Raw genomic sequence first — 2,942 nt, forward strand, 5'->3', positions numbered from 1 at the left:
AGCGCCGCCCCGGCCCCGGGGGCCATGGTGGCCAATGACCAGGCCGCCCGCGAAAACGACTGCGCCCAGGCCCGCTCACAGCTGGAACAGCAGCAGCGCACACCGCTGGGCCTGCTGCTGGGCGGCACGGCCTTCGTGCTCATCCTGCTGGTCACCCTGCTGGCCCTGGCCTCCATCGAACGCAATGAACGCGCCATGTCCCGCCTGCTGGCCGAGAAAGGCAGCTCCCTGATCATGGCTTTCGAAAGCATGCTGCGCACCAGCATGCACGGCGAGGCCCGCGTGCGCCTGCAGATCCTGCTCAAGGAGATGGCCAGCACCTCGGATGTGCAGTTCATCGCCGTCACCATGCCCGACGGCACCATCCTGGCCCACAGCAACGCCACCCGCCTGGGCGAGATCCTGCGCCTCAACGGCGAGGAGATGGATGAAAAGACCATGCGCCAGCTGCGGCCCGGCGGCCTGACCCGTTCCGCCATCCTCAACATGGAAGGACAGCGCGTGTTCGTGGTCTACCGCTACTTCATGCAGCCGCCGCCCGGCCAGCTCCCGCCGGGCCTGCCGCAGCCCATCATCTTCCTGGGCCTCGACCTCTCGCCCTTCGAGATCACCCGCAGCCAGGACAGGGACCACGTCTTCATGCTGGCCGGCGTGGCCATGCTGGTGGGCCTGGCCTGCCTGCTGGCCCTGTACTACGCCCAGCGCGCCCGCGAATCCCGCCGCCGCCAGCGCCGGGCCGAAGGCGAGATCCGCCGTCTGGAAGAAGAGATCCGCCGCAAGGAGAAGCTGGCCGCCGTGGGCACCCTGGCCGCCGGCGTGGCCCACGAGATCCGCAACCCCCTCAGCTCCATCAAGGGCTATGCCACCTACTTCGGCATGCGCTTCCCCGAAGGCAGCGAGGACCGCAAGGCCGCGGGCGTCATGGTGCGCGAGGTGGAGCGCCTCAACCGGGTCATCAGCGAACTCATCGGCCTTTCCCGTCCCAGCGACGTGCGCCCCGTGGCGGCCTCCCTGGAAGACAGCGCCGCCCATGTGCTGCGCCTCATCGCCCAGGATGCCGAAAAGCGCGGCGTCCGCCTGGAGGACCGCATCCCGCGCGGCCTGCCTCCGGCCCTCATGGACCCGGACAGGCTGGGACAGGCCCTGCTCAACATCTGCCTCAACGCCCTGGACGCCATGCCCCACGGCGGTACCCTGACCCTGGACTGCACGGTGGATAAAGGCCACCTCGTGCTGTCCGTCACGGATACCGGCCAGGGCATCGCGCCGGAGAACCTCAACCACATCTTCGACCCCTACTTCACCACCAAGGGGCACGGCACCGGCCTGGGCCTGGCCACGGTGCACAAGATCGTGGAGGCGCTCGCGGGCGAAGTCTATGTGCGATCCCGTCAGGCCACGGCGGACGGCCCCGGCCAGACAACATTTTTCATACGCCTGCCGCAGGCGGGGACTGATCCCGCGCAGCCGCGGCACACGCCCGGCGCCGACGGGCAAAAGGGGGAGGACAAGGGTGAACACCAGCATTCTCGTGGTTGATGACGACGATGCCCACCGCGGCATGTTGCGCATGATGCTCCAGGCCTGGGGCTACAGCGTGGACGAGGCGGCGGACGGCGACCTGGCCGTGGAGGCCGTGCACGCCAAGCCCTACGACGTGGTGCTGACCGACGTGCGCATGGGCCGCATGGACGGCATCCACGCCCTGCGGGGCATCCTGGACTACAATCCGGCCCTGCCCGTGGTGCTGATGACGGCCTACTCGTCCGTGGAGACCGCCGTGGACGCCCTGCGCCTGGGCGCTTACGACTATCTGACCAAACCCCTGGACTTCGACGCCCTGCGCGAGACCCTGCAACGCGCCGTGGACCACTCCCGCCTGAGCGTGGAGAACCGCGAGCTGCGCCGCCAGCTCAGCGAGGCCGCCGCCGGGCCCGAGATCCTGGGCCGCAGCCCCGCCGTCAGCGCCATGCGCGAGATCATCGCCACGGTGGCCCCCACCGAGGCCACCGTGCTCATCACCGGCGAATCCGGCACCGGCAAGGAACTGGTGGCCCGCGCCGTACACAAGGCCAGCGCCCGCGCCGACAAGCCCCTGGTCACGGTCAACTGCGCGGCCCTGGCCGAGAACCTGCTGGAATCCGAACTCTTCGGCCACGAGCGCGGGGCCTTCACCGGCGCCGACCGCCGCCGCGAAGGCCGCTTCCTCCAGGCCGACGGCGGCACGCTCTTCCTGGATGAGATCGGCGAGATGCCCCTCTCCCTGCAGGCCAAGCTGCTGCGCGCCCTGCAGCAGGGCGAAGTGCAGCGCGTGGGCTCGGATTCGCCCCTCACCGTGGATGTGCGCGTCATCGCCGCCACCAACCGCGACCTGCGCGAGGAAGTGGCGCAAAAGCGCTTCCGCGAGGACCTCTTCTTCCGCCTCAACGTCATCAGCATCGAGGTGCCCGCCCTGCGCCAGCGCAGCGAGGACATCCCCCTGCTGGCGGCCCACTTCCTGGAAAAATTCGCGGCCCGCAACCGCAAGAACGTCAAGGGCTTCGCGCCGCAGGCCCTGGACATGCTGCGCCGCTATGCCTGGCCCGGCAATGTGCGCGAGCTCCAGAACGCCGTGGAGCGCGCCGTGATCCTCTGCAGCGGCGACCTCATCACCGGCCCGGAGCTGCCCGCCAGCATCACCGGAACCGCCGGACAGGCCGTCCCGGAACCGGAAAATGCCGAAGGCTCCCTGGCCGGCCTCTCCCTGGAAGCCCTGGAACGCCGCGCCATCGAGGATACCCTGCGCCAGACCGAGGACAACAAGAGCGAGGCCGCCCGCCGCCTGGGCATCACCCGCGCCACCCTGCACAACAAATTGCGCAAGTACGGGCTGGAATAAGAACGGGCAGGGATCTTCCGGGGGGAAGGGAACCCCCTTGGCTCGCGCGCAAGGGGGTTCCCTT

General features: G+C 69.3%; 2 protein-coding genes. Both read left to right on the forward strand.

What is annotated here, in order from left to right; translation table 11 throughout:
- Window positions 1-1,539 (forward strand): two-component system sensor histidine kinase ZraS (gene zraS, locus Q1X76_RS09970; protein ID WP_366141001.1); only part of this gene is annotated, 1,539 nt, incomplete at its 5' end.
- Window positions 1,514-2,878 (forward strand): sigma-54 dependent transcriptional regulator, encoded by a 1,365-nt coding sequence (locus tag Q1X76_RS09975; protein ID WP_300719729.1) that lies wholly within the window; start codon window positions 1,514-1,516, stop codon window positions 2,876-2,878. The genes zraS and Q1X76_RS09975, both read left to right, overlap by 26 nt.
- The last annotated feature ends 64 nt before the right edge of the window (window positions 2,879-2,942 follow it).

Origin of the sequence: uncultured Desulfovibrio sp. (assembly GCF_949282365.1) — a bacterium.
In the GTDB taxonomy this organism is placed as follows: domain Bacteria; phylum Desulfobacterota; class Desulfovibrionia; order Desulfovibrionales; family Desulfovibrionaceae; genus Desulfovibrio.